The 25,710-nt window shown below is 67.6% G+C and carries 22 protein-coding genes and 1 riboswitch; of the genes, 8 read left to right on the forward strand and 14 right to left on the reverse strand.

All coding sequences use genetic code 11. The features are described 5' to 3' along the window. The first annotated feature begins 114 nt into the window (after positions 1-114). Positions 115-435 carry a thioredoxin gene (trxA, locus tag AE618_RS16915; protein WP_054210240.1) on the forward strand — a complete coding sequence of 107 codons (321 nt, stop codon included), beginning with the start codon at positions 115-117 and terminating at the stop codon, positions 433-435. A 97-nt stretch (positions 436-532) separates the two neighbouring features. On the opposite strand, the gene AE618_RS16920 is transcribed toward trxA, so the two are convergent. Then, positions 533-931 (reverse strand): DoxX family protein, encoded by a 399-nt coding sequence (locus AE618_RS16920; protein WP_054210241.1) that lies wholly within the window; start codon positions 929-931, stop codon positions 533-535. Between the two features lie 362 nt (positions 932-1,293). Here AE618_RS16920 and AE618_RS16925 point away from each other — a divergent pair, with 362 nt between their 5' ends. Beyond that, on the forward strand, positions 1,294-3,447 hold the full coding sequence (locus AE618_RS16925; RefSeq protein ID WP_054210242.1) for a transglycosylase domain-containing protein: 2,154 nt from the start codon (positions 1,294-1,296) through the stop codon (positions 3,445-3,447). Positions 3,448-3,450: 3 nt separating this feature from the next. On the opposite strand, the gene AE618_RS16930 is transcribed toward AE618_RS16925, so the two are convergent. Continuing rightward, positions 3,451-4,647 (reverse strand): multidrug effflux MFS transporter, encoded by a 1,197-nt coding sequence (locus AE618_RS16930; RefSeq protein WP_054210243.1) that lies wholly within the window; start codon positions 4,645-4,647, stop codon positions 3,451-3,453. A gap of 157 nt (positions 4,648-4,804) precedes the next feature. Between AE618_RS16930 and AE618_RS16935 the strand changes: the two genes are divergently transcribed. Continuing rightward, the gene (locus tag AE618_RS16935; RefSeq protein ID WP_054210244.1) at positions 4,805-5,197 is read left to right on the forward strand and encodes a DUF5675 family protein; all 393 of its coding nucleotides are present in this window, start codon (positions 4,805-4,807) and stop codon (positions 5,195-5,197) included. A gap of 16 nt (positions 5,198-5,213) precedes the next feature. Here AE618_RS16935 and AE618_RS16940 read toward each other — a convergent pair whose 3' ends face one another. The 11 genes from AE618_RS16940 to AE618_RS16990 all read right to left on the reverse strand — a co-directional run bounded on the left by AE618_RS16940 (position 5,214) and on the right by AE618_RS16990 (position 17,344). Next, on the reverse strand, positions 5,214-5,954 hold the full coding sequence (locus tag AE618_RS16940) for a M48 family metallopeptidase (protein WP_054210245.1): 741 nt from the start codon (positions 5,952-5,954) through the stop codon (positions 5,214-5,216). Positions 5,955-6,019: 65 nt separating this feature from the next. Next, entirely contained in the window at positions 6,020-6,751 is a 732-nt protein-coding gene (locus AE618_RS16945) for a hydroxyethylthiazole kinase (RefSeq protein ID WP_054210484.1), read from the reverse strand. Positions 6,752-6,756: 5 nt separating this feature from the next. Further along, on the reverse strand, positions 6,757-8,649 hold the full coding sequence (gene thiC, locus AE618_RS16950) for a phosphomethylpyrimidine synthase ThiC (protein ID WP_054210246.1): 1,893 nt from the start codon (positions 8,647-8,649) through the stop codon (positions 6,757-6,759). A 76-nt stretch (positions 8,650-8,725) separates the two neighbouring features. Next, positions 8,726-8,829, reverse strand: a riboswitch (TPP riboswitch). 37 nt (positions 8,830-8,866) lie between these two features. Next, complete coding sequence (locus AE618_RS16955; RefSeq protein WP_054210247.1) at positions 8,867-9,064, reverse strand: hypothetical protein; 198 nt, start codon at positions 9,062-9,064, stop codon at positions 8,867-8,869. A gap of 87 nt (positions 9,065-9,151) precedes the next feature. Then, positions 9,152-9,448, reverse strand: coding sequence for a hypothetical protein (locus AE618_RS16960; RefSeq protein WP_054210248.1), 297 nt, complete (start codon positions 9,446-9,448; stop codon positions 9,152-9,154). A 148-nt stretch (positions 9,449-9,596) separates the two neighbouring features. After that, positions 9,597-10,634 (reverse strand): OmpA family protein, encoded by a 1,038-nt coding sequence (locus AE618_RS28850; protein WP_248310914.1) that lies wholly within the window; start codon positions 10,632-10,634, stop codon positions 9,597-9,599. A 1,164-nt stretch (positions 10,635-11,798) separates the two neighbouring features. Further along, complete coding sequence (locus AE618_RS16970; protein ID WP_054210249.1) at positions 11,799-12,698, reverse strand: polysaccharide deacetylase family protein; 900 nt, start codon at positions 12,696-12,698, stop codon at positions 11,799-11,801. Between the two features lie 110 nt (positions 12,699-12,808). Further along, positions 12,809-14,512, reverse strand: a complete 1,704-nt coding sequence (locus AE618_RS16975; RefSeq protein WP_054210486.1) for a dipeptide ABC transporter ATP-binding protein — start codon at positions 14,510-14,512, stop codon at positions 12,809-12,811. A 126-nt stretch (positions 14,513-14,638) separates the two neighbouring features. Then, on the reverse strand, positions 14,639-15,550 hold the full coding sequence (locus AE618_RS16980) for an ABC transporter permease (RefSeq protein WP_054210250.1): 912 nt from the start codon (positions 15,548-15,550) through the stop codon (positions 14,639-14,641). Continuing rightward, a complete protein-coding gene (locus tag AE618_RS16985) occupies positions 15,547-16,521 on the reverse strand; it encodes an ABC transporter permease (RefSeq protein ID WP_054210251.1) in 975 nt (324 codons plus the stop codon). The genes AE618_RS16980 and AE618_RS16985 overlap by 4 nt, the downstream gene beginning before the upstream one ends. A 121-nt stretch (positions 16,522-16,642) precedes the next feature. Further along, a complete protein-coding gene (locus AE618_RS16990) occupies positions 16,643-17,344 on the reverse strand; it encodes a creatininase family protein (RefSeq protein ID WP_054210487.1) in 702 nt (233 codons plus the stop codon). Between the two features lie 35 nt (positions 17,345-17,379). Between AE618_RS16990 and AE618_RS16995 the strand changes: the two genes are divergently transcribed. The 5 genes from AE618_RS16995 to AE618_RS17015 all read left to right on the forward strand — a co-directional run bounded on the left by AE618_RS16995 (position 17,380) and on the right by AE618_RS17015 (position 22,781). Beyond that, on the forward strand, positions 17,380-18,099 hold the full coding sequence (locus AE618_RS16995) for a MarR family winged helix-turn-helix transcriptional regulator (RefSeq protein ID WP_082365347.1): 720 nt from the start codon (positions 17,380-17,382) through the stop codon (positions 18,097-18,099). Further along, a complete protein-coding gene (locus AE618_RS17000) occupies positions 18,096-19,709 on the forward strand; it encodes an ABC transporter substrate-binding protein (RefSeq protein WP_248310915.1) in 1,614 nt (537 codons plus the stop codon). The genes AE618_RS16995 and AE618_RS17000 overlap by 4 nt, the downstream gene beginning before the upstream one ends. A 162-nt stretch (positions 19,710-19,871) precedes the next feature. Continuing rightward, complete coding sequence (locus AE618_RS17005) at positions 19,872-20,825, forward strand: isoaspartyl peptidase/L-asparaginase family protein (RefSeq protein WP_054210253.1); 954 nt, start codon at positions 19,872-19,874, stop codon at positions 20,823-20,825. Positions 20,826-21,012: 187 nt separating this feature from the next. Further along, on the forward strand, positions 21,013-22,053 hold the full coding sequence (locus AE618_RS17010; RefSeq protein WP_054210254.1) for a ketopantoate reductase family protein: 1,041 nt from the start codon (positions 21,013-21,015) through the stop codon (positions 22,051-22,053). Then, a complete protein-coding gene (locus tag AE618_RS17015; RefSeq protein ID WP_054210255.1) occupies positions 22,026-22,781 on the forward strand; it encodes an SDR family NAD(P)-dependent oxidoreductase in 756 nt (251 codons plus the stop codon). The genes AE618_RS17010 and AE618_RS17015 overlap by 28 nt, the downstream gene beginning before the upstream one ends. A gap of 766 nt (positions 22,782-23,547) precedes the next feature. On the opposite strand, the gene AE618_RS17020 is transcribed toward AE618_RS17015, so the two are convergent. Beyond that, entirely contained in the window at positions 23,548-25,587 is a 2,040-nt protein-coding gene (locus tag AE618_RS17020; RefSeq protein ID WP_054210256.1) for an NAD(+) synthase, read from the reverse strand. Positions 25,588-25,710: the final 123 nt, after the last annotated feature.

Raw genomic sequence — 25,710 nt, forward strand, 5'->3', positions numbered from 1 at the left:
TCCGGGGACAGACCAGACTCCGCATCGGACGCGCCTTGACCCAGGCCATGTGCGTTCATAGCTTGCGCGGTGAAGGCGGCGCTGCCGCCACACATCATTGAAAGGCGACACGCCATGGCGACGACCAAAGTGACCGATGCGAGCTTCGAGGCCGACGTCCTCAAGTCAGCTGAGCCGGTCGTGGTGGATTTCTGGGCCGAATGGTGCGGGCCCTGCCGGATGATCGGACCGGCGCTCGAGGAGATCGCCGGCGAGATGAACGGCAAGGTCAAGATCGTGAAGATGAATGTCGACGAGAACCAGGCGATCCCCGCCCAGTTCGGCATCCGCTCGATCCCGACGCTGATGCTGTTCAAGGACGGCAAGCTGGCCTCGCAGAAGGTCGGCGCCGCACCCAAGAGCGACCTGTCGCGCTGGATTGCCGGCGCCGTCTGAGAAGACTCCACGACTGACAAAAAGCCCGCCACCCCTTGGGGATGGCGGGCTTTTCTCGTTTCACCCTGCCGATGGCGGCAGGCGAACCTGTTCGCGATCAGACGCGCTTGCGGTTGTCGATGCTGAAGGCGCCCGCCCCGGCGAAGACGAGATAGAGGAAGACGAAGCAGTACAGGATCGCCGCATCGCCGCCGTTGATCAACGGATAGAGGCTCTTGGGCGCATGGAACATCCAATAGGCATAGGCCATTTCGCCGGCCAGGATGAAGGCGACCGGGCGCGTGAAGACGCCGAGCAGGATCGCAAGGCCGCCGAACGCCTCAAGCACCGCGCCGAACCAGAACAGGGTGAACATCGGCGGCAGGCCGCTGGCCGGCGCAATGGGGAAGCCAAACAATTTCTGGGTGCCATGGGCGATGAAGATCAGCGCCGCGACGATACGCAGGAGACCCAGCGCGTAGGGCGAATAACGATCGAGGAAGGTGAATGTCGGCATCGGTCTCTCTCTTCTGTCTCTTCTGTGCGGATTGCTAGCAAAGTCGTTGGTCGACCCGGAGGTCGACATGGGACGGCGTTTCCCTTTGCCAAATGTCTTTGCGGCATCTTGGCCTTTGCGGCCTCGGCTTGCCAGCCTGATGACGGATTGCCGCAGGCGGCGCAATCTAAACGAGAGGCAGAGCGAAGCTTGCAGGATTGCAAGCGTTCACGTTGCCGCGAGCAATTTACGGGTCTCGCGCCGCGCGAGGCTTAACCGCCCCTTAAAAGCGCCATGTTTCACTCTTGTCTGGAGCCTTGGCCGCAGGTTTCCAGAACATCAGGTTTTCTGGATCATCGTGGCGATCGGCGTGACGGGGCAGGATGAACGACCGGACGAGACGGGCTGAGCGGCGCGAGCCCTCCTTCGCACAAGGACGCGGCGAAAGCCGCGACGATTTCGACATGCGCCTGTCAGACGACGACCGCCCGGCCCGTGGGCACCGCGCCCCGCCGCGCCAGGAGCCGCGTAACGCGCCGCCCCGGCGCGACAAGCGCAGCGGGGGTGGGGGTGGTGGCCGGCGCCGTGGCCGCCGCGGGCGTTCCTTCTTGGGCGGGTTGTTCTACTGGACGCTGGTGCTCGGCCTGTGGGGCGTCATCGGGCTCGGCGGGCTGATCGCCTATCACGCGGCGCAATTGCCCCCGATCAACCAGCTGACGGTGCCGAAGCGGCCGCCCAACATCGCGATCCTGGCCGCCGACGGCTCTCTTCTCGCCAATCGCGGCGAGACCGGCGGGCGCACCATCACCATCGGCGAGGTGCCGCCCTACCTGCCCAAGGCCTTCGTGGCGATCGAGGACCGGCGCTTCTACGACCATTTCGGCATCGACCCGGTGGGTCTGGCGCGCGCCATGGTCAACAATCTGCGCCGCAGCGGCGGCGTCCAGGGCGGCTCGACCCTGACCCAGCAGCTCGCCAAGAACCTGTTCCTGACGCAGGAGCGCACCGCCGCGCGCAAGATCCAGGAGGCGATCCTGGCGCTGTGGCTGGAGCGGACCTACAGCAAGGACCAGATTCTCGAACTCTATCTCAACCGGGTCTATTTCGGCTCGGGCGCCTATGGCGTCGAGGCCGCCGCGCAACGCTATTTCAACAAGTCGGCGCGCTCGGTCACGATCGCCGAGGCGGCGATGCTGGCCGGCCTGGTGCAGGCCCCCTCGCGTCTGGCGCCCAACCGCAATCCCGAAGCCGCCGAGAAGCGGGCGCAGCTGGTCATCGCGGCGATGGCGGATCAGGGGCTGATCTCGCAGGCCTCGGCCAAGACGGCGCTGGTTGCTCCCGCCGAAGCCTCCGAGCGCGTCGGCGCCGGCTCGGTCAACTATGCCGCCGACTACGTCATGGATGTGCTCGACGACTTCATCGGCGCGGTCGAGGGCGACGTCACCGTGCTGACGACGATCGATCCGAAGTTGCAGGCCTCCGCCGAGACGATCCTGGTCGAGGCCCTGAACGCGCAAGGCGCCAAGCAGGGCGTCGGCCAGGGCGCGGTGGTCTCGATGGCACCGGACGGGGCGCTGCGCGCGCTGATCGGCGGGCGCGACTACACCAAGAGCCAGTTCAACCGCGCCACGGCGGCGAAGCGCCAGCCGGGCTCGTCCTTCAAGCCCTTCATCTATCTCACCGCGCTGGAACATGGCCTGACGCCGGACACGATCCGCGACGATTCCCCGGTGACGATCAAGGGCTGGACGCCGGAGAACAACAGCCGGACCTATCGTGGCCCGGTGACGCTGCAGACGGCGTTCGCGCATTCGCTCAACACCATCGCGGTGAAGCTTAATCAGGAGGTGACGCCGCGCGAGGCGGTGCGCACGGCCCAGCGGCTGGGCATCTCCTCGGCGCTGCAGGCCAACCCGTCACTGGCGCTGGGTACCTCCGAGGTGACCCCGGTCGAGCTCACCACCGCCTATGCCACCTTCGCCAATGGCGGGCAGGCCGTGCTGCCCTATGTCATCCGCGAGGTGAAATCTCTGTCGGGCAAGGTGATCTATGCGCGCAAGGGCACGGGCTTCGGGCCGGTGGTGCAGCCACAGACGCTGTCGATGATCAACGCCATGTTCCACGAGGTCATGGTCAGCGGCACCGGCAGCAAGGCCAACATCGCTGGCTGGGAGGTCGGCGGCAAATCCGGCACGACGCAGGATTTCCGCGACGCCTGGTTCGTCGGCTTCACGGCGCGGCTGGTGACGTCCGTCTGGCTCGGCAATGACGACAACAGCACGATGAAGCGCGTCTTCGGCAGCGGCCTGCCCGCCGAGATCTGGGCCAAGTACATGCGCGCGGCCCATGCCGGCATGCAGCCCGCGCCGCTGCCGGGCGGTCTCTGGCACGGCGCGCCGAAGTCGATCTTCGACGGCGGCGCACCCGTCGCCGGCGCGCGGCCGCCGGCCAGCACCCAGACGGCCGACAGCGACCGTGCCTGGGTTCCGCCGGCGCCGCAGGAGAAGAACTTCCTGGAGCGGCTGTTCGGCGGCTGATCGTCAGGCCTTCGCAGCGCGGATTGCCGCACTCGCCCTGAACAGCACGAGCGCCGCGACGCCGATCGCCGACATCACCAGCGGCAAGGGCAGCGCCCCGCTCTTCAGCGCATGGCCGACGAGAAGGCCGACGCAGGCCGAGAACAGCATCTGGCAGAGCCCGGTGAAGGACGAGGCGGCGCCGGCCCGGTCGGGGAAGGGCATCATCGCCGAGGCCTGGGACTGCGGCATGGTCAGCCCGACGCCGCAGGCATAGAGCGCCATCGGCACGACGACCCCGACCACGCCGCCGAAACCGCTGGCGACGCAGACCAGCATGATCAACCCACCCCCGGCCAGGCAACGCACGCCGAGTGCGATCACGCCGTCCATGCCGCGCCTCCCGACCAGGCGCTGGGCGAGGATCGTGCCGAGGATGAAACCGAGCACCATGAAGCTGAACGCGAAGCCATACTGCACCGGCGTCAGGCCATGGATGTCGATCAGCACGAAGGACGAGCCGGAGATGAAGGCGAAGAGCCCGCCATAGGCCAGCGCGGTCAGCCCGACATAGACGCGGAAGGCGCGGTTTTCCAACAGCGTGCCGAAGCCGCGGATGATCGCCATGAGGGAGAGCGGCTCGCGCGAGCGGCTCCGGATCGTCTCGGGCAGCAGGAACGCCACCACCGCCGCGATGGCCGCCGCAAAGACCAGCGAGGCGACGAAGGTCGAGCGCCAGCCGAAGGCCTGTTGCAGCACGCCGCCGAGCACCGGCGCGATCGCCGGCACCACCCCCATGATCATACCCATGCGGGCGAGTTCGCGACCGGCGCGCGGCCCTTCATAGAGATCGCGCACCATGGCGCGACCGAGCACGATCGGGCCGGAGGCGCCGAGCGCCTGGACCGCGCGGGCCATGGTCAGAGCCTCGATCGACGGCGCGAAGGAACAGGCCAGCGTCGCCGCCATGAAGATGCCGAGCCCCGTCAGCAGCACCGGCTTGCGGCCAAGCCGGTCGGAGAGCGGCCCCCACAGAATCTGGCCGCCGGCGAAGCCGAAGAGGAAGGCCGACAGCGTCGCCTGTGCGCCCGCAATATCGGTCTGCATGACCCTGACGATGTCGGGAAGCGACGGCAGGTAGAAATCGGTCGAGAGCGGGCCGAGCGCCGTCAGCATGGCCAGAACGGCGGTCATCGCCAACGTGTCGGGGCGGAGTTTCATGCGGTCGCCAAGCTTTCCGGAGCGTCGTTTGCCGAGCGGCAGGCCGGCGCCGGTCAGCCTCTGCTAGCGCGCCCCGGGCTCGATTGACAAGCTGCGAGCGCACGACCTAACTGATCCTGCCCCACTGCGATGCCTTCTCCAGATGTGATGGGCCACCATGCAGATGACGTTGAAACGAACGATCCTGACGCAGGCAAGTACCGTTGGCAAATTAAGCATCAACGGCAAGTTCTTCTGCTACACGATCGAGGATCGGATCACGCTGCAGAAGATCGATGCCAATTCGGCGATACCGGCCGGCACTTACGCTGTCATCATCAATGAATCGCCGCGCTTCAAGCGCAAGATGCCGCGGCTTCTCGATGTCCCCGACTTCACCGGAATCCTGATCCATTGGGGCAACAAGGCCGGCGATACGGAAGGCTGCATTCTCGTAGGCAACACGGTGTCGAAGAATTTCATCGGCAACAGCCGAGCGACCTTCAACAAAATCTATAAGCGGATCGACGACGCTCTCGCCCAGGGGCCAGTCACGATCACTATTTCATAGCGTCGCGGCCCAACGCCTACCCGAACGCGTGCAGCCCCGCTCCGTTGCGCTTGAGCCAGGCCTCGGCCTCCTCGGTGCCCGGGCAGAGCTTGTGGGTCAGGGCCCAGAAGCGATGCGAATGGTTCATCTCCTTGAGATGGGCGACCTCATGGGCCGCGAGATAGTCCAGCACCAAAGGCGGGGCCAGGATCAGGCGCCAGGAGAAGTTCAGATGCCCCTGCGAGGAGCAGGAGCCCCAGCGGCTCGTGGTGTCGCGGATCGTGATCTTGCGGGCGGGGATGCCGAGCGCGGCGGTATGGCGGCGCACCGCCTCCTCCAGATCCTCCAGCGCGGCGCGACGCAGGAAATCCTTGATCCGGCGCGCGACATGGGCGCCTTCACCGGCGACGGCGAGGATCGGCTGACCGTCCTGATCGACCGTCGCATGGGTGACGCCGCGCGCCTTCGACCAATGCACGATGCGGTGTGGCCTGCCGCGAAACGGCACCATCTGGCCGGGCTCGAACGGCACGCCCTGCGGGCGCTTGGCGACCCGCGCCGCGATCCAGCCGCCATGGTTCTCGGCGAAGAGCCGCCCGGTGGCGAAATCGGCGCGCTCAGGCAGGGTCAGGGTGATCTCGCCGGTGGCCTGCGAGACGCGCAGCGTCATCCGCCGCGCGCTCGCCCGGCGCTTGACCGCGACGGGATAGAGCATGCCGCCATGGGGTACCTCGATCCGCTCCGGATCGGGCTTGCGCTTGAACAGGGAGAGCCGCATCGGCTGCGATTGTGCGGGATTCGGGGCCGGTGCGGAAGGGGCTTGTCGGCCGGACCGGATCGGTCTCAGCCCATCCGTGTCAGCAGTGTCGCTTCGTCGAGGCTCGCGAGCGCGTCGATGAGATGCATCGCGAAGCTGCCGGGTCCGGCGCTGCGCTCTGCCGCGATCTCGCCAGCGATGCCAAACGCCGTCAGCGCCGCGCCGGCCGCCAGGCCCGGATCAGGCTCGACGGCGCAGCAGGCCGCGACCAGCGCACTCGATGCACAGCCCAGCCCCGTGACCTTCGTCATCAGCGGGTGGCCATGCGCGATCTCGAACAGGCCGGATGGCGCCTCGATCCTGTCGACCGCGCCGGTGGTGATGCGGGTCGCGCCGGGCGTCGCGGCAAGCAGGGGCGCGAGCGCCTGCATCTCGCCGCCATTGCCGCGAACGACGATGCCGGGCAGGCGCAGGATGTCTTCCGCCAGCCGCATCCGCAGCGGCGACAGCTCGACGAAGACCGGGTCGAGCACCAGCGGCTTGCCCTGTGCCCGCGCCAGCTCCAGCAGCCTGGGGATGGCGCGCTCGCCCTCGGGGCTGATCGTGCCGAGATTGATCAGGATCGCCCCGGCGGCGGCCGCGACGTCTGCGACCTCGTCTGGATGAACAGCCATCGAGGGGATGGCGCCGAAGGCGAGCAGCATGTTGGCGGTGACGTTCTGCGCCACCGTGTTGGTCAGGCAATGCACGCGCGGGCGGGCTTGCGCCACCCGCGCGAGGATCGACGCAACCCGGGTCGCGTCGAGTCTGGCGTTCATGCTGCTCATGGCGCCGCAGGTAGATAGATGCTGGCGCCCTTGTCGAGAAATTCCTTCGACTTGGCCGCCATTCCCTCCGACGCCATCGCTTCGAGAGTGGCGCACTCGTTGTCGCCCATTGCCAGCACCTCGGCGCGCAGATCCTGGGTGATCTTCATCGAGCAGAATTTCGGCCCGCACATCGAGCAGAAATGCGCGACCTTGTGGGCGTCCTTCGGCAGCGTCTCGTCGTGATAGGCACGCGCCGTGTCGGGGTCGAGCGCCAGGTTGAACTGGTCCTCCCAGCGGAAGTCGAAGCGGGCGCGGGAGACCGCGTCGTCCCTGATCTTCGCGGCCGGATGGCCCTTGGCGAGATCGGCGGCGTGGGCAGCGATCCGGTAGGTGATGACACCGGTCTTGACGTCGTCGCGGTTGGGGAGACCCAGATGCTCCTTGGGCGTGACGTAGCAGAGCATCGCACAGCCATACCAGCCGATCATCGCCGCCCCTATCCCCGAGGTGATGTGGTCGTAGCCCGGCGCGATGTCGGTCGTCAGCGGCCCCAGCGTGTAGAAGGGCGCCTCGCCGCATTCACGCAGCTGCTTGTCCATGTTCTCCTTGATTTTGTGCATCGGCACATGGCCGGGGCCCTCGATCATGACCTGGCAGCCCTTTTTCCACGCGACGTTGGTGAGCTCCCCCAAGGTCTCCAACTCGGCGAACTGGGCGCGGTCATTGGCATCGGCGATCGAGCCAGGACGCAATCCGTCGCCGAGCGAGAACGAGACGTCGTAGCGCCGCATGATGTCGCAGATCTCCTCAAAACGCTCGTAGAGGAAGCTCTCCTTGTGATGCGCCAGGCACCAGCGCGCCATGATCGAGCCGCCGCGCGAGACGATGCCGGTGACGCGGCTGGCGGTCAGCGGGACGTAGGGCAGCCGCACGCCGGCATGGATGGTGAAGTAGTCGACGCCCTGCTCGGCCTGCTCGATCAGCGTGTCCTTGAACACCTCCCAGTCGAGCTTGACCGGGTCGCCGCCGACCTTCTCGAGCGCCTGGTAGATCGGCACCGTGCCGATCGGCACCGGCGAGTTGCGCATGATCCAGGAGCGGATGTTGTGGATGTTGCGGCCCGTCGAGAGGTCCATCACCGTGTCGGCGCCCCAGCGGATCGCCCAGACCAGCTTCTCGACCTCTTCGGCCGCGCCCGAGGTCACGGCAGAGTTGCCGATATTGGCGTTGATCTTGACCAGGAAGTTGCGGCCGATGGCCATCGGCTCCAGCTCGGGATGGTTGATGTTGGCGGGGATGATGGCGCGCCCGCGCGCGATCTCGCTGCGGACGAATTCGGGCGTGACGAACTCCGGCACGCTCGCGCCGAAGCTCTCGCCATCGGCATGGCGCTCCCTGGCGCCCTCCAGCATCGCGGCGCGGCCGAGATTCTCGCGATGGGCGACATAGATCATCTCCGGCGTGACGATGCCGGCGCGGGCGAATTCATATTGCGTCGCCATCTGGCCGTCGCGCGCGGTCAGGACCGGGCGCTCCGCCGGACAAGCCGGCACCGTCTGCTGCGGCGAGATGTTACCGTTGTCGGCCGCCGTCACCGCCCGGCCCGGCACGGTGTCGAAACTACGCGCCGCCAACCAGTCGCGCCTGATCTGCGGCAGCCCAGCATTCAGGTCGATGGTGACATCGGTCTCGGTGAAGGGGCCGGAGGGATCGTAGATGCGCACCGCGGGCTCTGAATCGGTCGTCAGAGCAACCTCGCGGAACGGCACCCGGATCGAGGGGTCCTGCGGCGTCGGCACGTAGATCTTGCGCGAGCCGATGATCGGCCCGGTCGTCACGCCGGTCGGCGCGCCGAATCTGCTGATGGACTCGGCGTTCTGCTGTGGGGGTTTGGTGTGGGTGTTCATGGGATCTCCGCCTTGGTTCAAGGGTCAGGAGATCCGGCGTCGAAGCGGTCTAGTGCTGTGATGCGGACGCAAATATGCCGGCGCCGCGTTCCAGTCCCTCCGCCGGCATGACCCGGATCAGGTTCGATGGGTTCGGCCATCAGGCCATCTCAGCTCTTGCGAGCACCCCTCGGAACGAGCGCGAGGTTAGGCGGATGTATGACGATGTGCAACCGTCTCAGGCGGTGATGTCGACGGCCTGTCCCTGCCCTGCCGGCAAGGCGGCTTGCGTCTGCTCCAGACTCTGCTGAAGCAGCGCGACGACGGACTGATCGGCCTGCGCCTGCTGCCGCAGAAATTCGGTCTGCAGCACCTGCTGCGTCGCGCTGGCTTGGGTCACGGCGAAGCTTTGGACGATGGCGAGGGAATCACTCATGAACGCGCCTCCTGCCCCTGGCATAGGCTGATGACGTTGACCGATCGTGAATCGCAGGCCGGCGAAAGCCGCGTTCCGTTGGTGTTCTCACGGTGCGATGATCGACTGGACCGGGCGCGGCATCGGCACGTCGCGGTCGAGGCGGGGCTGTGCGATCTGAGCCTGCTGGCGGCGTTCGATCCGGCTGCGGGCCATGGCGCTCTCGACCAGGGCCGCGTCGGGATCGATCCTGACCGGTGCAGGCTTTTGCGGAGCGGCGAGCGTGTGCGGGCGGGACATCGGCGGCAACGGAGCCACCACCTTCGTCTGGGCCATGGCGATGGCCGGGACGGCGACCACGCCGATCATGAGGGCACCGGCCAAAAGGTTGCTGCGAACAGGCATCGGCTTGCTCCTTTGTCGTCTCACCCCATGGCCAGAATTGGCCTCGCCTGGGATGAAACGACGCGGGCGTCTTCGCGGTTCCGCCGATGCGGCATCAAAAAGGCCGCCTCGCGGCGGCCTTTCCGTGTCTTTCCAAATTCGCGGCCGATCAGCCGCCCTGCCCTGCCAGCAACGGCGTGATGCGCCGGAGCGTGACGCGGCGGTTCTGGCGCTCCGCTTCCTGCGTCGGGACCTTGAGATATTGCTCGCCATAGCCTTGCGTCGTGAGGTTCTCGGGCGGTACGCCGAAGTCCTTGGTGAGGATCTCGGCAACGGATTGGGCCCGGCGGTCCGAGAGCGACAGGTTGTCGATGTCGGGGCCAACGGCGTCCGTATGACCCTCGACGAGGAAGACCTCGTTGGGCGAGCGCTGCAGCGCACGCCGGATCGACTCCGCGATGACCGAGAGGCGCTGGACCTGACCGGCGGGAACGATCCACGAGGCCGATTCGAAGGTGACGCTGTCGACGTCGACGCTGCGCATCCGCGCCCGCAGGTCCGGCGAATAGCGCACTTCGTCGAGCGTATAGCGGCGCGGGATCGGCGCGACCGGCGGTGCCACCATCGTCTCGTAGATCAATTGCTGATCGGCCTGTTCCGCATCGACGATGTAGCGATCGCGCGGGATGCGCAGGGCCGGCCGCTCCAGCACGACGATCTCGTCCGAGAAGCGATCGCTGGGCCGATCACGCCTGGTGTTGTCGATGATGATGACCTCTCGCCCGTCGCGATCGAGCCTTGTGCGCCGGATCAGGCGGCCATCGGCGTCGGTCACGGTGACGATGCGGCTGCCGTCGGCTCGCTCGAAGACGGTCCGGTTCTCGCCGCCGCGTCGCTCGGTGCGGCCTTCCAGCCCGAGATCGCGGAAGCGCTGCGTCTCGTCGCGGCGGATGATCGTGCGGTCGTCGTCGCGGATGATGGTCCGGCCCGGCTCGCGGATGATGGTGACGTCGCCCTCGCGCCGCTCCTCGCGTCGGCCACGTACGTCCTCGAGCTGATCGGCGCCCTGCGTCGCCATGATGCCGCCGAGGATCGCCGCGCCGGCACCGATCGCAGCAGCGCCACCGAGCCCGATTCCGCCGCGACGACCCTGGCGCGGATCGACTGCGGGCGGCTGGCCGGGAGCGGACGGCTGACCGGGAGTCACAGTGGGAGCCGCGGCCGGCGGCTGGCCCGGAGCCGGTGGCTGGCCGGGACCTGCGCCGGGAGCAGCGGGCGGCACGGCTTGCGTCTGGCCGGGGCGAGACCGGCCGTCACGCGGGGGAGCCCCGGGTGCCCTGCCCGCAGGCGGGGCTGCTGGCGCGGCCTGCGGCGCTGGCGCAGGAGCAGGAGCAGCCGAGGGCTGCGGAGGCGCTGCGGCGGGAGGTGCTGCCTGCGGTGCCGCCGGCGGCACGGGTGCGGTCTGGGGTGCAGGCGCCGTGTGTGGCGCAAGCGGGGCGCCAGGCTGAGCCGGCGCGGGCTGCGGGGGTGCGCCCGGCTGCGGAGCGGCGCGCGGCGCTGTCGGCGCGGAGGGCGCAGGCGCGGTGGCCGGCGCGCGTTGGGTTGGGGCCGCCGCAGGTGGGACAGGCCGCGCGGGATCGGCGGCCGGCGGGCGCGGGGGCGTCGGGCGAACAGCGGGCTCGCCATTGGCGGGCGGCACCGGAACCGGGCGCGGGGCCGTTTGCCCCGGAGCCGGCGCGACGGGCGCAGGGATCGGCGGCGCGCGGCGCGGTTCTGGCGCGGCGGCAGGCGGTGCGGCCGGGGGCGGCGCAGCCTGGGCGGGTGGCGGCGCAGCCTGGACAGGTGGCGGCGCAGCCTGGGCTGGCACAGGGGGACGCGGAGCAGCGGGCGGAGCGGCGGACGGGGCCGGTGGCGCAACCGGGCGCTGGACCGCCGGAGGCGCACCGGCTGCGGGCGCGGCCGGCCCCGGTGCGCCTGGGGCCACGGGAGCGCCGGGGGCTCGCGGCACGCCGGGAGCACGTTCGCGGCGCGGCTGGCCGGGCTGGTCGTCGGCTGGAGCCGGCGGCGGCGCCTGAGCGAGGTCGAAGGACGGAGGCAGCGTTGTCGTGGGAGCCGCGAAACCGCCCTGCGCCAGCACGATAGCGGGCAGGATGGTGCCGACCAGAAGCCAATTCTTGGTACGCGTCATGAGATCCGTTTCCAGTTCAACTGCGAGCCAGAACGCACCCGATGCGCTGAACCCGTCCTGAACCAAAAACGGCGGAAATCGGGCTTGGTTCCGCGCCGCGAGAGATCGCGGCAGGGCCATCCGCCCGGAACCACCTCAATCCCGTGCCAGGCATGCCCGGCACGGGGTCTTGAGCGGGGAAATTCAGATGCCGGATTCCGCCTTCACGAAAGCGGCGATCTCGGCATGGCTGGCGAACCAGACATCCGGCATCTCCTTGATATGGGCGATCAGCTTTTCGAGGATCCAGATGCGCGAGCGGTAGGTGATGACATGCGGATGCATGGTCAGCAGGAACAGCCCGCCCTCCTCATAGGCGCGGTCGAATTCGCGCCGGAAGATGTCGAACACGACCTCGGGCGCCGTATAGGGCCGCAGCGCCTGGAAGCGGTTCATGTTGAAATAGACCGCGTCGTCGCGAATCCACTCGACCGGCAATTCGACCATGCCGGTCGGCTCGCCCTTCTCGACGATCTCGTAGGGGTCGTCATCGGCGAAGAGCGATGAATCATAGAGCAGGCCGAGTTCGCGCTCGATCGACAGCGTCACCTCCGAGAAATCCCAGGAGGGGGTGCGCATGCCCACAGGCCTGACGCCCGTGATCTTTTCCAGCGTGTCGGCTGAGCGCAGATGCAGCTCGCGCTCTGCGTCTGGTGGAACCGCCGTGTTGACCTCGTGAATCCAGCCATGCAGGCCGATCTCGTGACCTTCGGCGATGACGCGGCGCTGCTCGTCGGGGTAGAGCAAAGCCGTCACGGCCGGCACGAAGAAGGTCGCCTGGATGTCCTCCTTCTTCATCAAATCGAGGATGCGGGGCATGCCGACGCGATTGCCGTATTGCCCCCAGGAGAGCCGCCCGACCGACTTGCCGCCGTCGCGCAGTTCGTTGGTCTCATGATCGACGTCGAAGGAGAGGGCGACCGCGCAGCGGGCGCCGTTCCGCCATTTTGCCGGCTTCAGATTGCGGCCGGCGCGGACGCGCTCGACCTTGGCGCGCCAGGTCTCTTCCGGCCACTGCCAGGGGAGAAGTTCGGGTTCGGACATGATGTGGTCTCCTTTGCTGTCTTCGCCGTCATTGCGAGCGCAGCGAAGCAATCCAGCGTCTCGCCGTGGCCCTTCTGGATTGCTTCGCTCCGCTCGCAATGACGGAAGGGTCACGCCACCGGCAAGACCGGCACCGCCGCCAGCAGCCGCTTCGTATAATCGTCGCGCGGATTGTCGTAGACCTCGCCGGCCGGGCCGCTCTCGACGATGCGGCCGCGATGCATGATCGCGACCCGGTCGCAGAGATGGCGCACCACCGAGAGGTCGTGGGAGATGAAGAGCAGCGTCAGGCCGAGTTCCTGCCGCAGGCGGATCAGCAGATTGATGATCTGCGCCTGGATCGAGACGTCGAGCGAGGCCACCGGCTCGTCGCAGACGACGACGTCGGGCTGCATGGCGAGCGCGCGTGCGATGGCGACGCGCTGGCGCTGGCCGCCCGAGAACTGATGCGGGTAGCGGCCTGCGAAGGCGGGATCGAGCCCGACGGCCGCCAGCCATTGCGCAACATAGGTTGCGGCATCGGCGCGAGAGACGAGGCCATGGGCGAGTGGGCCTTCCGCGATGCTGTCGCCGATCCGCATGCGCGGGTTGAGCGAGGCGAAGGGGTCCTGGAAGATCGTCTGGATGCGCGTCGTGATCTTGTGGGGGCGCTCGCCCGCGCTCATCACGGGCTCGCCATCGAGCAGGACATGGCCGCTGTCGGGCGCATAGATGCCGGCCACCATGCGGCCGAGCGTTGACTTGCCGCTGCCGGATTCGCCGACGAGACCGAGGGCCTCGCCGCGCGCGATCGACAGGCTGACGGCATCGACCGCCTGGACCAGCGGCAGCGGGCGGGCAATGCCGAGCTTTTGTCCCAGCAGGTGCAGCACGCCCGATTTGCGCTGGAAGCGCTTGCCGACCGCGTCGATGACGACATAGGGCACGTCGGCGCTGCGACGGCCGGTCTCGGCCTGACGCGGCAGGCGGGGCGGCGGCGCGGCATCGGTGCCGGCGCCGCGCGCCAGCAGGGCGCCAGGCCTGGCGCGCGAGGGCAGCGCATCGAGCAGGCCCTGCGTATAGGGATGCTTCGGCTTCGTCAGGACCTCGAGCACGGGCCCGGCCTCGACGATCCGGCCATAGCGCATGACGCAGACATGGTCGGCGATCGAGGCGACCGTGGCGAGGTCGTGGCTGATCCAGATCAGGGCGGTGCCGAGCTCGGCGACCAGCTCCTTCATCTCCGCCAGGATCTCGGCCTGGATCGAGACGTCGAGCGCGGTCGTCGGCTCGTCGCAGATGATCAGCCTGGGTCGGTGCAGCAGCGCGATGGCGATGGCGACGCGCTGGCGCATGCCGCCGGAGAACTGGTGCGGGTAGAAATCGATCTTGGTTGCGGGATCGGGAATGCGGACCTGGGCCAAGGCCGCGATCGAACGCTGTCGGCGCTCGGCGCCTGAGACGCTCTCATGCGCTTCGAGTGCCAGACCGATCTGGTCGCCGATGGTCAGCATCGGGTTCAGCGTCATCATCGGGTCCTGGAAGACCATCGAGATCGCCTTGCCTCGGATGGCGCGCAGCTCCGCCGGGGGCAAGCCGACGAGCTCGCGGCCCTCCAGCTTGATCGAGCCATGCTCGATGCGGCCGGGCTGGTCGATCAGCCCGATGATCGAGAAGCCGGTGATGCTTTTGCCCGAACCGGATTCGCCAACGAGGCCCATGACCTCGCCGCGCGCCAGGCTGAACGAGACGCCGTCGACCGCCTTCACCACGCCGGCGCGGGCGTGGAAGAAGGTGGCGAGGTCGGTGACTTCGAGGAGGGGGGTGTCACTCATCGGCGGGGCTCCGATGGCTTTTGCCGTCATTGCGAGGAGGCGCAGCCGACGAAGCAATCCAGGCGCGGCAGAGCTCTACGCCCCCCTGGATTGCTTCGCTACGCTCGCAATGACGAAGAGCGCGGTTCATCGCTTCAGCCTCGGATTGACCTGGTCGCGGATGCGGTCGCCGACGAGGTTGATGGCGACGATCAGCACGATCAGCGCAATGCCGGGATAGATCGAGATCCAGTAGCGGCCCGACAGCATGTACTGGAAGCCGTTCGAGATCAGCATGCCCAGCGACGGCTCGGTGACGGGCAGGCCGACGCCGAGGAAGGACAGCGTCGCCTCCAGCGCAATCGCGCTCGCCACCTGCACCGTCGCGACGACGATCAGCGGCGGCAGGCAGTTGGGGAAGATGTGCTTGAGCACCACGCGCCAGGCCGGCAGCGGCGTCGAGAGCACCGCCTCGACATAGTCCTTGCCGCGCTCGGCCGAGGCCGCGCCATGGGCGGTGCGAGCGAAATAGGCGTATTGAGCCGCTGCCAGCGCGGCGATGAGCTGGGCCTTGCCCTGCCCGAGCAGGGCCGAGAGGACGAGCGCCAGCAGGATCGCCGGGAAGGCGAGCTGGAGGTCGATCACCCGCATGATGAAGGCCTCCCAGCGCCCGCCGAGATAGGCCGCGCCGACGCCCAGCGTGACGCCGACGACGAAGGCGAGCGAGCCGGCGATCAGGCCCATCTGCAAGGAGATGCGCAGGCCGTAGAGGATCGCCGAGAACAGGTCGCGGCCTTGCGCGTCGGTGCCGAGGATATGGGTGTAGCCGGCCGAGCCGACGAAGCCCGGCGGCCGGCGGGCATCCATCAGGACGAGATTGGCGAGATCATAAGGGTTCTGCGGGGCGACCAGCGGCGCGAAGATCGCGACGCCGAGCATCAGCACGACGACGGCGAGCGCCATGACTGCGACCTTGCTCTCGCGAAACTCGGCCCAGAAGCGGGCCACCGGAGAAATCTCTTTCCCGTGAGAGGATGTTGCGGGCGAAATCCGGCTCATCGCGAACCCGCCCGGCGCAGCCGCGGATCGAGCCCGACATAGGCGAGATCGACGAGGAAATTGATCATGATGAAGACGAAGGAGACGAGCATCAGATAGGCCACCATCACCGGCCGATCGAGCGAGGTGATGGAATCGATGATCAGCTTGCCGATGCCGGGCCAGGAAAAGATCGTCTCGGTGACCACCGCAAAGGCCAGCGTCGAAGCGAATTCGAGGCCGAACACGGTGACGAGCGGGATCGCGATCAGCCGCAGCACATGCCGGCGCAGCACCGTCCATTCCGAGAGGCCAGCGGCGCGGGCGAACTTGACGGTGTCCGACAGCATCGCCTCGCGGGTGCCGGCGCGGGCCAGGCGGGTCATCAAGGCGAGCTTGAAGAAGGCGAGGTTGGCCGCCGGCAGCAGGAGATGGCTCAGCCCGTTGGCGGTCAGGAAGCTCCATTCGATGCCGAAGAGCGGCAGGGTCGCGCCGCGACCACCGGCGGGCAGCCATTGCAGCTCGACGGCAAAGGCGATGATCAGCACGAGGCCGATCCAGAAGGTCGGCACCGAGAAGCCCAGGATCGAGATCGTCATGATCGCCTTGGCGGCGAGACCGTCCGGGCGGTAACCGGCATAGATGCCGGCGGGGATGCCGATCAGGGCCGCGCCGACGACCGCCGCGAGCGTCAGCTCCAGCGTTGCCGGCAGACGCGACAGGATGAGGTCCAGCACCGGCATGCCGAAGACGAAGGAGCGGCCGAAATCGCCCTGCAGGATACGCCCGAGGAAGGTGAAATACTGGACATAGAGCGGCTGATCGAGGCCGTAGCGCGCGATCGTGTCGAGCCGGATGTCCTGGCTGACATCAGGCCCGATCAGCACGTCGATCGGGTTGCCGATGGCGTAGACGCCGACGAAGACCAGCGCCGACATGACCAGCATGACGACCAGCGCCTGCCCCAACCTGCCGAGGATGTGGCCTAGCATGGCGAGACGGCCGCGTGAGGGCAGGAGCCGTCCGTCATTGCGAGCGCAGCGAAGCAATCCAGGGGCCGTCGAGCGGACCCGTCTGGATTGCTTCGCTGCGCTCGCAATGACGACATAGCCCTCACGGCCAGTTCTCCGTCATCGCGGCCTGCGTCTCCTCGACACCGACCTGCCAGAGGCTGAGCATCTCGTTGTCGGAGCGCTCGTAGCGGCCGTGGAAATTGCCGTCACCGAGGATCTCGCGCCTCTTGGCCGGGTTGGCGGCCTGGTAGAGGGCTGCGTTGAAGGGCGGCTTGGAGGCGTCGGGCATGACGACACCCTCAAGCCGCGTCCAGGGGAAATTCTCCATCCACGACGCATGGGAGGCGGCGGGATCGACCGCCTGGACCGCCGCCTGGAAGCGCGGACCGGCCCACCAGTTGTGCAAGCGCACGCTGGCATCGCTGCGACGGCCCAGCCACTCGGTCGCCAGCGTCATGATCGGCGAATTTCCGCCATGGCCGTTGACCAACACGATGCGGCGGAAGCCGGAGCGGTAGAACGCCTCGAGGATGTCCTCCATCACGGCGACATAGGTGCTCATACGCAGCGACACCGTGCCGGGATAGGCGGCGAAGCTCGGCGTCATGCCATAGGCCAGGACCGGGAAAACCGGCAGGCCGAGCGGCTCGGCCGCGTCGTTGGCCACCTTCTCGGCCAGGATCGCGTCGGTCGCGAGGCTGAGATAGGCATGCTGCTCGACGCAACCCAAAGGCAGGACGCAGCGATCGTCGCGCTTCGCCTGCGCCTCGATCTGCATCCAGTTCATCTGCGCAACACGCACGGCCTGATCCTTGCTTCCGATGAAATCGGTCCGAAATGACGTCGTCATTTCGGGCGGTTCGCGGTGATCGCGGAGCGATAGACAGAAAAACGGTTTGCGGGACCACCGCCGCTCCATCATCCTCACTGCCTGCATCCTTGACTCTGCCCTTCGACAGCGTCAAGTTCCATTTGGAACTAATCGGGAGCAGGGAGGGCCTGGGCATGCGGCGTGCGCCGATGGCTCTGTCACGTGTCGATCCGGAGCGCGAGCAGGCGCTGCGGGATCTCGACCCGCTGACCGTCACCAAGCTGTGGGACAACCCGTGCTGGCTGTCGTTCCGGCTGAACTTCATCGCCTTCCGCTTCAACGATCCGGTCTATCGCTGGATCGAGACGCGTTACGGGCTGGTCCGGCCCGAATTCGTCGCTCTTTACGCGGTGGGCCTGCGCGACGGAGTCGCGGCCAAGAACATCGTCGCCTCGTCGGGCCTGCCCAAGAACACGCTCAGCCGGTCGATTCAGAAGTTGCTGCATCGGCGGCTGCTGCGCCGCGAGACCGACCATGACGATCTGCGCAGCTTCGTTTTGTATCTGACGGCGCCCGGCCGCGCGATCTTCGAGGAAACGATGCCGCTGATGATCCAGCAGCAAACGGCGATGCTTTCGGTTCTCAGCGAAACCGAGCAGCGCCAGCTCTGCGAACTGATGGACAAGCTCGTCATTGCTTCTCCGACCTGGCCAACAGACTTAGAAAAAGAGGGAACTGCATCATGACACCGATCAAGATGACTCGGACACCGACCAAGATCGCCCGCATCGCCGCGCTCGCCCTGCTGCTGGGAGCCTCAGTCTCGACGGCCGCGCTCGCCCAGAACCTGACCATCGGCGTGCGGGCCGGTCCCGATTCGATGGACCCGCACTTCACCGCCACCGGCACCCATGCCGAAGCGCTGAAGCATGTCTTCGACACGCTGACCTGGTCGGGCGACAAGCTGCAGATCGAGCCGCGGCTGGCCACAAGCTGGAAGGCGATCGCGCCCGACACCTGGGAGTTCAAGCTGCGCTCCGGCGTCAAGTTCCATGACGGCTCGGACTTCACGGCCGAGGACGTCAAGTTCTCCATCGAGCGCATTCCCGTCGTTGCCGGCCCCAACCCGACGACGATCTATGTCCGCCGCGTCAAGGAGGTGAAGATCATCGACCCGCTGACGGTCCATATCGTCACCGACGGCCCGGCCCCGAACCTGCCCAACGACTTCATCCGCCTGTTCATCGTCTCGGCCAAGGCTGCCGCCGGCCTGACCAAGGACAATGCCAACGAGGCCTTCAACTCCGGCAAGGCCGCGATCGGCACCGGCCCCTACAAGTTCGTCTCCTGGACGCCGAAGGACCAGCTCGTGCTCGACCGGTTCGACGGCTATTGGGGCCCGAAGGAGCCCTGGGCCAAGGTCGTCCGCAAGGAATTGCCGAACGATGCCGCCCGCGTCGCGCAGCTCAAGGCCGGCCAGGTCGACATCATCGTGCGCGCGCCCTCCTCCGACGTCGCGACGCTGAAGCGCGATCCGAAGCTGACGGTCGCGACGATCGACACGGTCTATGTCTTCAACATGGAGATCGACATGCGGGACAAGTCCCCGCAGGTCAGTGCCAAGGACGGCTCGCCCCTGCCCAAGAACCCGTTGCAGGACCCGAAGGTGCGCGAGGCGATCGACCTCGCCATCGACCGGCCGGCGCTGGTCGAGATCGCGATGGAAGGCCTCGGCGCGCCGGTCAACCAGCTCGTCACCGCCAGCATCGCCGGCTTCAACAAGAGCCTGCCGCCGCTGAAGGTCGACATCGCCAAGGCCAAGAAGCTGCTCGAGGAGGCCGGCTACCCCAACGGCTTCAAGACCACCTTCTCCTTCACCAATGACCGCCTGCCGGGCGACCGCCAGGTCGGCACCTCCGTCGCGCAGATGCTGGCGCGCATCGGGCTGGACGTGACCGCCAACGCGCAGACCGCAGCCGTGTTCTTCCCGGCCCGGACCCGCGCCGAGTATTCGCTGGCGATGTCGGGCTGGGGCACGCTCACCGGTGAGGCCAACTACACGCTGTCCTCGGTCGTCCACTCCAACGAACCGGCCAAGAAGCTCGGCGCCTTCAACGTGCTCGGCTACAAGAACCCCGCGCTCGACAAGCTGATCGAGGACGCCGCCGTCGAGCTCGACGAGACCAAACGCAACGATTTCCTGTCGCAGGCCAACGCCATCGTCGCCAAGGACCGTCCGCGCCTGCCGATCGTCGCGGTCGGCTCGGCCTGGGCGATGCAGAAGGACAAAGTCACGATCGCTCCGCGCGTCGACGAGGACACGCTGGCGATGGACATCAAGCCCGCCAAGAAGTGAGGCTTTCCTTCTCCCCTCCGGGGGAGAAGGTGTCTGCGAAGCAGACGGATGAGGGAAGTCTAGCACCGCCCTCATCCGTCCTTCCCTCATCCGTCAGCGCTTCGCGCTGCCACCTTCTCCCCCGAGGGGAGAAGGATTCCTCCGTCGAGGTTCCACCGCCTGATGACCAAACCGATCGCCCTCGCCATCCATGGCGGCTGCGGCACGCTGCCAAAATCCGAAATGTCAGAGGCGGAATGGGCGGAAGCCCGGGCCGATCTCGCGGCCTCGCTGCGGGCCGGCTGGAGCATCCTCAGTGCGGGCGGCAGCGCCGTCGACGCCGTCGAGGCGGCGGTGCGGGTGATGGAGGATTCGGCCCATTTCAACGCCGGTTACGGCGCGGCCTTCAACGCCGAGGGCGAACATGAACTCGACGCCTCGATCATGGACGGGGCGACGCTGGCGGCCGGTGCGGTCGCGGCGGTCAAGCGCATCCGCAACCCGGTCAGCGCCGCCAAGGCGCTGATGCTGCGCGGCGATCCGCTGCTGCTGGTCGGCCCGGCCGCCGATACCTTCGCCGCGCATGAAGGCCTCGACACCGTCGAGAACGGCCATTTCTCGACGGAGCGCCGGCGCAAGAACCTGTCCTCGATGAAGATCCGCGAGCTGGTCGGCACGGCCGGCGAGGCGAGCGAAGCCGAGAAGCACGGCACGGTCGGGGCGGTCGCGCTGGATGCGGCGGGGCATCTGGCGGCGGCGACCTCGACCGGCGGCTACACCAACAAGCCGGTCGGGCGCGTCGGCGATTCCCCGATCATCGGCGCCGGCACCTATGCCCGTGACGGGCGCTGCGCGGTCTCGGGCACCGGCAAGGGCGAGTATTTCATCCGCTACTGCGTCGGCCACGAGCTGGCCTCGCTGATCGCCTATAAGGGCCTGCCCCTCGCAGAGGCGAGCGGCGCGGTCCTGGGCGAACTCACCGCTCACAAGATCGGCGCAGGGCTGGTGGCGGTCGACGCGGACGGCACCATCGTCGCGCCCTACAACACGGACGGCATGTATCGCGGCTGGGTGACGCCGGACGGCACCGTCCATGTCGCGACGCATGCGGACGTGGAGATCGCGGGGCCGGCGTGATGCGACACAGCGATTGGCTTGAGCCTTCTCCCTCCCCCCGCTTGCGGGGGGGGGGGCTGGGGTGGGGGGCCGCAAAGCCAGACCTCTATCCGGCGTCGTCTCGCCGAGCGGCACTGCCCCCCATCCCTAACCCTTCCCCACCGCAAGCGGGGGGAAGGGGATCGGTCAGCGCATCAGGAGCCTGCCCATGACCATCGAACCGATCCTGATCTGGGGCGCCGGCGCCATCGGCGGCACGCTCGGCGCCTATTGGGCGCGGGCCGGCGTTCCCGTGCTGCTCGTCGACATCGTGCCCGAGCATGTCGAGGCCTGCCGCACGACGGGGCTCTCGATCACCGGGCCGATCGACCAGTTCACGCAGGTCATCCCCGCCGTGACGCCGGCCGAACTGACCGGCACCTACAAGCGCATCGTGCTGGCGGTGAAGGCCGGCGCGACCGACGAGGCGGTCGCTGCGCTCAGCCCCCATCTGGCGCCCGACGGCTTCGTGCTCTCGGCCCAGAACGGGCTCAACGAAATCGCCATCGCAGCCGTCGTCGGGGCAGAGCGGACGATGGGCTGCTTCGTCAATTTCGGCGCCGACTGGCATGGGCCGGGCGAGATCCTCTACGGCAATGAGGGCGCCGTTGTCGTCGGCGAGATCGACGGGCAGATCACGCCGCGCGCGATCGAGATGCACAAGCTGCTGCTCGGCTTCGAGCCCAAGTCGATCCTGACCACCAATATCTGGGGCTATCTCTGGGGCAAGCTCTCCTATGGCGCGATGCTGTTTGGCACGGCGCTGACGGGCGATTCGATGTCGGCCAATTTCGCCGACCCCGAGCGCCTCGTGGTCTGGCTGGCGCTCGGCCAGGAGGTCGCGGCTGTCGCTGCCGCGCGCGGCGTCAAGACGCTGGGCTTCGGCGAATTCGACCCGATGGTCTTTGCGCCCGGCCAGCCGGAATATCCGCAGATCGAGACGATCGCCTGGCTCGCCGACTACACCTCGAAGACCGCCAAGACCCATTCCGGCATCTGGCGCGATCTTGCGGTCCGCAAGCGCAAGACCGAGGTCGATCCGCAGATCGGCATCATCGCCGCGCTGGGGCGTGAGGCCGGCGTGCCGACGCCTGCGGTCGAGACGCTGGTGAGCCTGATCCACGACATCGAGGATGGCCGGCGGCCGCAATCCCTGGATACCCTGAAGGTGCTGATCGACCGATGCAAATCCGTTTTGACGACCGCATAGCCCTCGTCACCGGCGCGGCCCAGGGCATCGGCCGCGCCATCGCGACCGCCCTGGTCGAGGCCGGCGCGACGGTGCATCTCGCCGATATCGACGCGGACGGCGTTGCCGCGACCGCCGCCGCGATCGGCGCGATCCCCCATGCGGTGGATCTGGGCTCGGCCGAGGGGGCAGCCGGGCTCGTCGAGTCGATCGTTGCGCAAAGCGGCCGGCTCGATCTCCTCGTTCACGCCGCGGGCGGCGTCCGCGGGCAGGTCGGACGGCCGATCGAGGCGATTTCCGAGGCCGATTGGCGGGTGATCTTCGCGGCCAATGTCGATGCCGCCTTCTTCCTGGCGCAGGCGGCCGCGCCCGTGATGAAGCAGGCGCATTACGGCCGCATCGTCACGATCTCGTCGGGAGCGGGACTGCGGCCGAGCCTGACTGGCATCCAGGCCTATTCCTCGGCCAAGCACGCGCTGGTCGGATTGACCAAGCAGCTCGCCTGGGAGTTCGGGCCTGATGGCATCACCGTCAATTCGGTGGCTCCGGGCTTCGTGCGCTCCAACCCCGCGACCGAGCGGCAATGGGAGAGCTATGGGGCCGAAGGGCAGAAGCGGCTGGTCGAGGGCATCCACACCCGCAGGCTCGGCACGCCCGCCGATATCGCAGCCGCCACGCTGTTCTTCCTGAGCGACCAGGCCGGCTGGATCACCGGGCAGGTGCTGTCGGTGGATGGCGGGCGCTCCTGAGGCTTGGCTGCCTCAGTCTGGGCCAATCAGCGCCCGCTTGGCTTTCGGTCGCGGGAACCCTTCTGGCCTGAGGGGAGGAGGGAAGAAGGACGCGTCATTCTCGGGCGGAGCGCAGCGCAGACCCGAGAAACTCGGGCCGGACGAGGCGCCGGAGACGTCTCGTCCTGAGATGCTCGGGTCAAGCCCGAGCATGACGGCGCGTTATGAATCTTATCCCCGCGCCCCCAGCCAGCCCCTATCCTCTCCTCGCTCCGCCCGACCAAGGGGGCTGTCGCGAGGCATCGTGCGGCCGGGCGGGGTTTGCGGTGTTCATGATGTCCGGCCGTTGCGGGCCGGCGTCATGGAGGCGCCGTTCGTCATCCGGGCCAAACAGGCAGGCCCGGGTCCTCGCCGGACTCCCAATGACGACGGGCCCCCAGAGAACCGCGCGCGGGGCGAGGCGGCGGCTGACGGCGCTGCTTCGACATCTCGACTTCGACATCGACATCGGCACGCAGCCGTCGACTGCGACGCCGCCTCTCCCCGCGCATCCCCTCGGATACGCACTGGTTTGAGACCTCTGCCCGAAAACCCCGCGGCGCGAGCCGGCCGGGGCGCTCGGTGCGTGGCCTCTCGATGTCGCTGACGACAGAACCACTCCGTCATCCCGGACGCAGCGAAGCGGAGATCCGGGATCCATTCCGGAACGGTTCAGGCATGGATCCCGGATCTCCGCGGCAGCGCGGCTGGTCCGGGATGACGGCGCGCCCAACAACCGGACCGACGTTCAATCCGGAATGCGATCGAGATCCGTCAGCCAGGCCGCGCCCGAGGCGTCGCTGGGCGCGCGCCAGTCGCCACGCGGCGAGAGCGAGCCGCCCGACGAGACCTTCGGCCCGTTTGGCATCGCCGAGCGCTTGAACTGGCTGGTCTCGAAGAAGCGGCGGACGAAAACGCGCAGCCAGCGCTTGATCGTCGGCAGGTCGTAGGCGACCTGCTTGGCGGCCTCCATATGCGGCGGCCAGTCGCCGCGAGCCGCATCCGACCAGGCGTGATGCGAGAGGAAGGCGACCTTGCTGGGCGAAAAGCCGTAGCGCGTGATGTAGAACAGGTTGAAATCCTGCAGCGCATAGGGGCCGACGAAATCCTCGGTCTTCTGGCTCGGCCCCTCGCCGTCTCCCGGCACGAGTTCGGGCGAAATTTCCGTGGCCAGGATGTCGAGCAGCACGGCCGAGGCGTCCCCGCCGAAGCGCTCCGTGCGGGCGACCCAGCGGATCAGATGCTGGATCAGTGTCTTCGAGACCGAGCCGTTGACGTTGTAATGGGACATCTGGTCGCCGACGCCATAGGTGCACCAACCCAGCGCCAGCTCCGAGAGGTCGCCCGTGCCGAGCACGAGGCCGTTGTTCTTGTTGGCGAGGCGAAACAGCAGCGAGGTGCGCGCACCCGCCTGCACGTTCTCGAAAGTGATGTCGTAGACGGGCTCGCCCTCGGCGAAGGGATGGCCGATATCGACCAGCATCTGGCGGCAGGCCGGGGTCATGTCGATCTCGGCGGCGGTGACGCCGAGCGCCTTCATCAGCCGCCAGGCATTGGTCTTGGTGCCCGCGCTCGTGGCGAAGGCCGGCAGCGTGTAGGCGAGGATGTTCTCGCGAGGCAGGCCCAGCGCATCCATCGTGTCGGCGGCAACCAGCAGCGCCTGCGTCGAATCGAGTCCGCCGGACACGCCGATGACGATCTTCTCGACGCGGGTGCTCTCCAGCCGCTTGCGCAGGCCGTGCGACTGGATGTTGTAGGCCTCGAAGCAGAGCTCGTTCAGCCTGGCATCGTCCGATGGCACGAAGGGGAAACGCTCGACCTCGCGCATCAACCCGAGATCGCTCTCGCAGTCCGGCTCCAGCGCGAAGGAGACACGCCGAAAAGCCAACCGGTCGCGCAGCGCATCGGCATTGTCGCCGAAGGTGTTCATGCGGATGCGGTCGAGCGCCAGCCGCTCCAGATCGATATCGGCGAGGATCAATTGCGGCTCGGACGCGAAGCGCTCGGCTTCCGCCAGCAGCGCGCCGTTCTCGTAGATCATCGCCTGTCCGTCCCAGGCGAGATCGGTTGTCGATTCGCCCGTACCGGCGGCCGAATAGGCATAGGCCGCGATGCAGCGGCCGGAATGAGCCTTGCAGAGCGTGTGGCGCCAGTCCGACTTGCCGATGGTGACGTTGGAGGCCGAGAGGTTGAGTAGCACGGTCGCACCGGCCAGCGCCGCAAACGAGCTCGGCGGCACCGGCATCCAGACGTCCTCGCAGATCTCCATGTGGATGGTGAGATCGGGGACGTCGGACGCGCTCAGCAGTATGTCGGTGCCGAAGGGCACCTCCTGGCCGCAAAGCTGGATGGAGGTGATGCCGGCGCGCTCGCCCGAGGCGAACTGGCGGCGCTCATAGAACTCGCGGTAATTCGGCAGATAGGTCTTGGGGACGACGGCCAGAATGCGGCCGCGATGGATCGCAACGGCGCAGTTGAAGAGCCGCCCCTCGACGCGCAGCGGAGCGCCGACGACGGCAACGGCACGCAGGCTACGGCTCTCCTCGACCAGCGCCGACAGCGCATCGCGCACCGCATCGAGCAGCGCGCTCTGCATGTGCAGGTCGTCGATCGCATAGGCGCTCAGGCCCAGCTCCGGAAACAGCACGATCGAGGCGCCGCCATCGTCCGCCCGCCGCAGCAGGGGAAGCATCTCGCCGAGGTTGAAGCCAGGATCGGCGACCTTGAGCCGCGGCGCCGCGCAGGCGAGGCGGATGAAGCCGTGGCTGTGGAGGTTGTGGAAGGTCATCGTCGATCCGTATCGTCGCGCAACAGCGCGGCTCAGCGATTATCATGCGGAAGGGCGGGGGCAGGCAAGGATGGAGCTTGCGGAGTGTGGAGCTGAAGATTGGGTTGGGGGGTCTGGAATTGA

Source organism: Allobosea vaviloviae, assembly GCF_001298265.1.
Lineage (GTDB): Bacteria > Pseudomonadota > Alphaproteobacteria > Rhizobiales > Beijerinckiaceae > Allobosea > Allobosea vaviloviae_B.